Annotated in this window: 4 protein-coding genes and 1 pseudogene; all 5 read right to left on the reverse strand. The window is 30.0% G+C overall.

The window, feature by feature from the left end; genetic code table 11:
* A pseudogene (locus B0A66_RS22575) lies at positions 1 to 976 on the reverse strand (hypothetical protein); the annotation flags it as partial.
* A gap of 316 nt (positions 977 to 1,292) precedes the next feature.
* Positions 1,293 to 3,509: an OmpA family protein gene (locus B0A66_RS22580; RefSeq protein ID WP_089052096.1), complete on the reverse strand. Its 2,217-nt coding sequence runs from the start codon at positions 3,507 to 3,509 to the stop codon at positions 1,293 to 1,295.
* A gap of 24 nt (positions 3,510 to 3,533) precedes the next feature.
* Positions 3,534 to 4,490 carry a PorP/SprF family type IX secretion system membrane protein gene (locus tag B0A66_RS22585; protein ID WP_089052097.1) on the reverse strand — a complete coding sequence of 319 codons (957 nt, stop codon included), beginning with the start codon at positions 4,488 to 4,490 and terminating at the stop codon, positions 3,534 to 3,536.
* A 262-nt stretch (positions 4,491 to 4,752) separates the two neighbouring features.
* Positions 4,753 to 5,754: a helix-turn-helix transcriptional regulator gene (locus tag B0A66_RS22590; RefSeq protein ID WP_089052098.1), complete on the reverse strand. Its 1,002-nt coding sequence runs from the start codon at positions 5,752 to 5,754 to the stop codon at positions 4,753 to 4,755.
* 1 nt (position 5,755) lies between these two features.
* The gene (locus B0A66_RS22595) at positions 5,756 to 6,736 is read right to left on the reverse strand and encodes an AraC family transcriptional regulator (protein ID WP_089052099.1); all 981 of its coding nucleotides are present in this window, start codon (positions 6,734 to 6,736) and stop codon (positions 5,756 to 5,758) included.
* Positions 6,737 to 6,812 lie beyond the last annotated feature (76 nt).

Consider the following 6,812-nt stretch of genomic DNA (forward strand, 5'->3'; position numbering starts at 1 on the left):
TCAGGTTATTTGTTGTAGCAGCTCCTAATGCAGGTGTTAAATCAACAATATTTCCTGTTACTCCATTTACTGTAGTTGTTAACTCTTTACCGTTTAATGTATTGGCAACAGTTGTAGCAGATGCTAAAGCTGGTGTTAAATCAACTAATGATGTTACTCCATTTACATCTGAAGTTAAATCTTTACCATTTAAAGTCAAGATGTTTGTTGTAGCAGATGCTAAAGCTGGTGTTAAGTCAACTGCATTTCCTGTTACTCCATTTACAATAGTTGTTAAATTCGCACCGTTTAAACTATTATCAACTGAACTCACTGTTGGTGAAGTTCTTACAATTCCATTAACATCTGAAGTTAATGTATTTCCTGCTAAATTTAAATTATGTGTTGTCGCTGCCGATAAAGCTGGCGTTAAATCTACAGGAGTTCCAATTACTCCATTTACAATAGTCGCAATATTTGTTCCAACTAAGGAATTAGCAACCGTACCAACTGTAGTAGAAGTTGATGTAACTCCATTTACATTTGAAGTTAAATTATTACCATTTAAAGTTAGCCTGTTTGTAGTAGCAGCTTGTAAAATTGGTGTTAAATCAACGTTATCTACAACTCCATTTACATCTGAAATTAATTCTTTTCCAGATAAACTTAAATTATTTGTCGTTGGTACAATAATATTTTGTAGCTCCTCAGATACAATTATTTTGTTCCATTTATTGGCTGACCAATAATAAAATCCAGGTACTACATCTGCTCTTGTTTGCGTATTGAAGACTATAAGTCCGTTTACATTTCCATTTGCAATCGTAGTGTTGTCAGTTGTACTTTTCAGTGCAACTCTGGGAATTAACATCCCTTTGTCAGTGCTAACAACATCTAATTGTGCTGATGCATTTGGGACTGATGTGCCAATACCTACCTGAGCATGGCCTACAAAAGCTATTCCCATGACCAGGAATAGTGAATAAAGGTATTTCATATTATCATTTTTTAATAAGTTAAAGACATTATTGTCTGAATTAGAGTAATTTTTTTCCTCGTTTTTAATTTTTATTTTGCAATAGTGTTTATGTTGATTAATAATTATTTAAAATTTTAAAATAAGATTCCCCGAACGGATAAATATATTTTATCCATCTAATTGATTTTCAGAATGTTAAATTTGTTTATTTAGATACTATTCAAGTCTTTTTCATTTAAATTTCCTCAAATAGCTTTATTATTTCTTTTATCATTTATCTTTAATTTTTAAAGAATATCAAATACATTAATAAAGCTATTTTCGGATATGTTTTTTATTCTTCCGGTGCTATGATTGTTAAAAATTCGCAACGTCTGTTAAGTTCGTGTTCTGCCGCAGTACAATCTACATTATCAGTACAATTATTAATTAATTGCGTTTCTCCAAATCCATTAGATTTTAACCTATCGCTAGAAATTCCTCCCTCGTTTATCATATAATCTACAGTAGTTTTTGCTCTGTTTTTAGATAATTTTAAATTAAAATCTTCACGACCTCTGCTATCGGTATGAGCATTAATCTCTAAAGAAATTCGCGGATGGCTTTTTAAAATGTCAATTACCTTATCTAATTCCGCTTTAGAAGATTTTCTTAAAGAGTAACCTCCATAATCAAAATAAATTGGTTTTAATTTTAAAATTTCAGCCAGATTATCATTCTCCTTAAGCGTCACAAATTTATCATCAACTTTAATTACCAATTCATTAAATAAAGCAACAGGTATTTCAGTTTTTTGAGAAATTTTAGTTCCTTCTACGAATACTTTGTCTACTGCATAACCTTTCTTTTTAAATTCAAAACTGTGACTTTTTAATGGTGGAAGATTTATTACATATTTACCTTCTTTATCAGTAACTAAAGTTTCAACTTCTTCATTAAGCTCATTATAAATTTTTATTTGCACTCCTTCTAACACCTCACCTGTTGCAATATCTTTCACAATACCAAAGTATAACGGCTCTGTTTTAAAAGGAAAAGTAACTGGTTTGTTCTGAATAAAACTGAATAAATTATCTTTTCCTTTGATATACTTTCTATTAGATGAGAAATATCCTTTTTCAGAATCATTATCTATAATGTAACCAAAATCATCACTACTCGAATTTACAGGTTCACCAAGATTTACTACCTGATATTTATCTTCGCTATCTTTTACAGCTGCATAAACATCTAAGCCTCCTAAACCAGGATGTCCATCTGATGCAAAATATAGTATTCCCTGACTGTCAACAAAAGGAAAAGTCTCACGCCCAAATGTATTGATATCATCTCCTAGAGATTCCGCTACTTTTTCGAACTTTCCATTTTTCTTTCTGCTAACAACATATAAATCAGAATCAAATACTTTCTTTTTCCTATTAGACGAAAAATACAATTGATCATCCGTTGGAGTAAGCGCCGGATGCCCTGACGACGTACCTTCAATATTAATAGGATATGGAAGCTCACTAATATTAGTCCATTTATTACCTACTTTATCTGCCTTGAAAATTTTTAGATGACTAACTTCTTTTCTATTCGCCTTCTTACTCTTATATTTGGTAGTAGGTACAGATCTCGTAAAATACATTGTCATACCATCCTTTGTTAACACAGGCGTACTTTGATGGTATTTTGAATTCAAATCACCTGCTAGTTTTTTTTGTTTTAGCAATTTTCCATCTTCTGAAATTTCGGCTGAACAGAATATTAAGTAAGGATTTCTATCCCACTGATGCTTGCGATCAACCAAAACTCCAGAATCTCGTGCTGTTGCAAAAATAATCTCCTTAAATCGGGGCAATTTTTTAAATTGCTTTATTTCTGTACTATCCTCTTCTTTTTGAGGTTCTCCTTTTTCTATATCTTCAATATCTGCCTTTAATCCAATTCGATTATTATCAGCTTTCATTCTCTTTCTGATGCTTTCTTTTAAAATTCTGGTTTTTTCTGTTATTTTAAACTTTTCAATCTCCTCATCCTGTTCTATTGCTGCTTGATTAGGGACCAATGCAACTCCAAAACCGGTAAATCCAGCATCAGTTACTTCCGTATATCTTCCGGACTGCTCCTCAATAGCAAATAAATAATCTATCGGATTCCATTTTTTCACATCATCACTATCACCATTTTTTTTCCAATAATTAGTTATTGATTCTGCTGCTTTCTCATGTTTGTCACTTGCCCTAAGGCATACCCAGTATTTATGATAGTACTCTTCTAAGCTAAAACGATCATCTTCATCATCATCATTCATTAGCTTTTCATACCATTTTAATGCATATACATAATCTGAATTATAGTAAAAGGTATCACCTAAATGAGCATATACTTTTTTATTTTTATACCCTCTCTTAACTAGTTTTCGATATAATCCTCTAGCTTCTATAAAAGAAAATTCATCGAATTTTTCATCTGCAGCTTTTAATATTTTTGCATTATTATTATTTTTATTTTGAGAGAAACCTATAAAATAACTCAGACAGAAAAATAAAGTAAGTATTCTTATCATGGCAAGTGATTTATTAAACAATTATTAAAAATATCTATTAGACATCATTCGGGACATTGGCTTACTAAATAGTTCAAATCTCAAAAATATTTCATGAGATCCTGAATTATAGTTTGCCAATTTTGTTGTTTCTGCGTCGTAAGCATAACCGATAAACCATGAATCAGAAGCTTGAAATCCTAAGATAGCGCTGACACCTGAATTTAGACGGTACGCCATTCCGGCAGAAAACTTTTCATTAAATAAGAAATTAGCTGAAAGATCGACCTGCATTGGAGCACCTTCTACATGTTTTACAAGCACCGCAGGTTTAAACCATACACTAAAGTCGAGGTGTTCATATAAATCAAATACATATCCTGCCATTATATAATAATGCATACGTTGCTTAATAATATGATTATCAACCTGGTCAGATACTGATTTATCAAAATGACTTGTTTCTAACATATTAGGAATAGAAATTCCAAAATAAGAAACATCAGAATAGACGTAAGCTCCAACTCCAATATTTGGTGAGATTTTTTTATCTATACTATATTGAAAAATAGGATCTGCAGGATCATATATATTTAATTTTGAAAAATCAATATCTAATATATTAGCAGTACCTTTTAATCCAAACGCTATCTTATAATTAGTAGCGGTATTAATCGCGTATGAATAATCTATAGAAATTTTGTTTTCAGTAGAAGGACCTATTCGGTCGTTTATAACTGTTAACCCTAAACCCATATTTTCGGCTACCGGTGCATTAATAGAGACTGTATTAGTTGTTGGTGCTCCTTCCAGTCCCACCCACTGTGTTCTATGCAAACCTGTAACATTTAAAGCGCTACGGGTTCCGGCATAAGCAGGATTTATGGTCATCGTATTATACATGTATTGTGTATACTGAGCGTCATCTTGAGCTGATGTATAACTATATGAAAATATAGCCAACATAAACATAACTGTTTTGAGTATTTTTTTCTCTTTCATAATTGTACAAATTGCATTACAATAATTTACATTACAAAGAGAAACAATATTTCAGATATAATACTTTTAGATTATATCAAGATAGGACATATTTTTAATAGCGATAAAGTCCTGTTATTTTATATAAAAAAATGAAGATTTATCAGCGAATTACTGACTAAACAGCATAAAAATTAATAACTGTTTCTAAAAGATTAAGAAACAACAAAGAATTATTAATCAATGCGATAAGGGGAAGTTTTTTTATTTTGCTATACAATATTTACCATGGAGCTTCTACAAAGTTTTCAGAAGGATTTTTTCCAAATTGAGTATAATATTTCGATGTTAGGTAACTTATCTTAATGTTATCAAACTCTGACATAACATCTGAAAGTGTATTAAATTTTCCACTTTTTAAAAGCATATCTACCAAAATCATTTTTTCTCTCCAAAAAAAACTGCTAGGTGTACTTGCATATATTTTTTTAAATAAAGAGGTATATTTTGATATAGACATTTCTGCTAAATCGGCTAATAAAATTACGCCTGGAAATTTTTGAAACAGATTGTCCAATAAATAATCTTTAGTAATATTTATAGCTTCTAATTCTTTTTCAGATATAGAATGAGGCAGTGATACAAAATTATTGTAACGATCAATAAATTTTGCCAATAGCTGAAGAGAAATTCCTCTTATATAGATATCAAAACCAGGATCTAAAAAAGTCTTGCTTTTTATTACATGTAATAAAATTTTACTCTCACTATCGATATGGTCATAAAAAAACAATTTGTTTCGACCACTTTTTAGTCTGTTTTTATTAGAATCTTTTACAAAATCTTTGGATATGGAAGCTTTCAATAAATTTTTAGCCACAAGCAATCGCATTGCAAAAACTCTTTCACCAACAATTGGCTGAAAAATATTATCAGTTCCATTATCAAATACACCCAGACCTAAATTTGCTTTATATCCTATTTTATGTTTTACGCCGTCAACATGAATCAAATTCATTTCATCGCTAAAATCATAATGAATAATATACAAATCATCATCTGTTTTTAACCTTTTAACCAAAATAGGCTCCTTATATGTTAAATCCCATATTATTACAGAAAGACCTTCAATTACCTCACTATAATAAAAACTGCCATCAGCAATTTTATCTGGCATCACAACAAGGTTTCTGTTTACTACTTCTCCTCCGAGTTTTACAAGTTTATCTGTTAGTTCCTCATGCCATTCAGACGTTAAGGAATATCTATGTGTAATTTCAACCATCTTACATTTGTTTTATAAAATCCTTTGGTCCTATTCCGAAATATTCTTTAAACTTTACAGTAAAATAAGAATGATTGGTAAAGTTTAATTTATCAGATACTTCAGTTATACTTAAACGAGTCTCTACTAAAAGACGCTTCGACTCTAACAATTTATTATTTAAAAAGAATGCATTAGGAGTTAGTCCGGTAATTTTTCTAAATAAAGTTTTATACTTTGACGCTGACATATTTGATTCGCTGGCTAAAAAGTCAATACCGGGAAATACATAATCTATGTTTTTTATTAGATAGGCTTGCGATTTTATAATATCCTTTAAATCGAACTCATTAACTGTATCAATAACAATTTGATCTAATGTCATTGCTTCAATATAATCAGCAAGCAAAAATTGAACAGCTGCTTTTAAATGAAAAGAAAAAGATTCTTCTCTAACATTTTTAGAATGAAGATTCATCAAAATATGAAAACTCTTATTACTCATTCTTGTGAGCTTCACAATTGTATTTTGTTTTGGATCAAAAATATTTTCTATTTGATTTTTTAAAGATGGATTTTTTTCCAAATACCCTTTGATAATTTCTTTTTTTATGAAAATACAAAGAGAAATAACTTTACTCCCCTGCTTCACAATATAATCATGAGGCAAGCTGCTATCAATAAATGACAAATTATAATTCCATCGTCCTAGGTGATTTTGCACATCATTATCTACAAAAATAGCTTCGCCTTCTGTTAAATTATAGTATACAGCAACAAAATCATCTGATTCATTTACTTGTCTAAAACATATATCCGTATTGTAAACAAGATCCATAAATTGAGCTGAAATGCCATTTTCACAATTTAAAAAATACCTAAAACCTGTATGAATTTCATCAGGTAATATTATAAAATTACCTTCTACTTTTCCGTCAAGAATTTCAGCATAATCCTGAACCCAGTCTAACTCCACTCCGTACCGATGCGTAACATTTTTCATATATTTTTGTAATTTCTATCCTTAAATTCAAATAAATAGTTAAAATATAAAAATATTTTATATAAATATACTTAAA

It is taken from the genome of Flavobacterium hercynium (assembly GCF_002217285.1).
Lineage (GTDB): Bacteria > Bacteroidota > Bacteroidia > Flavobacteriales > Flavobacteriaceae > Flavobacterium > Flavobacterium hercynium.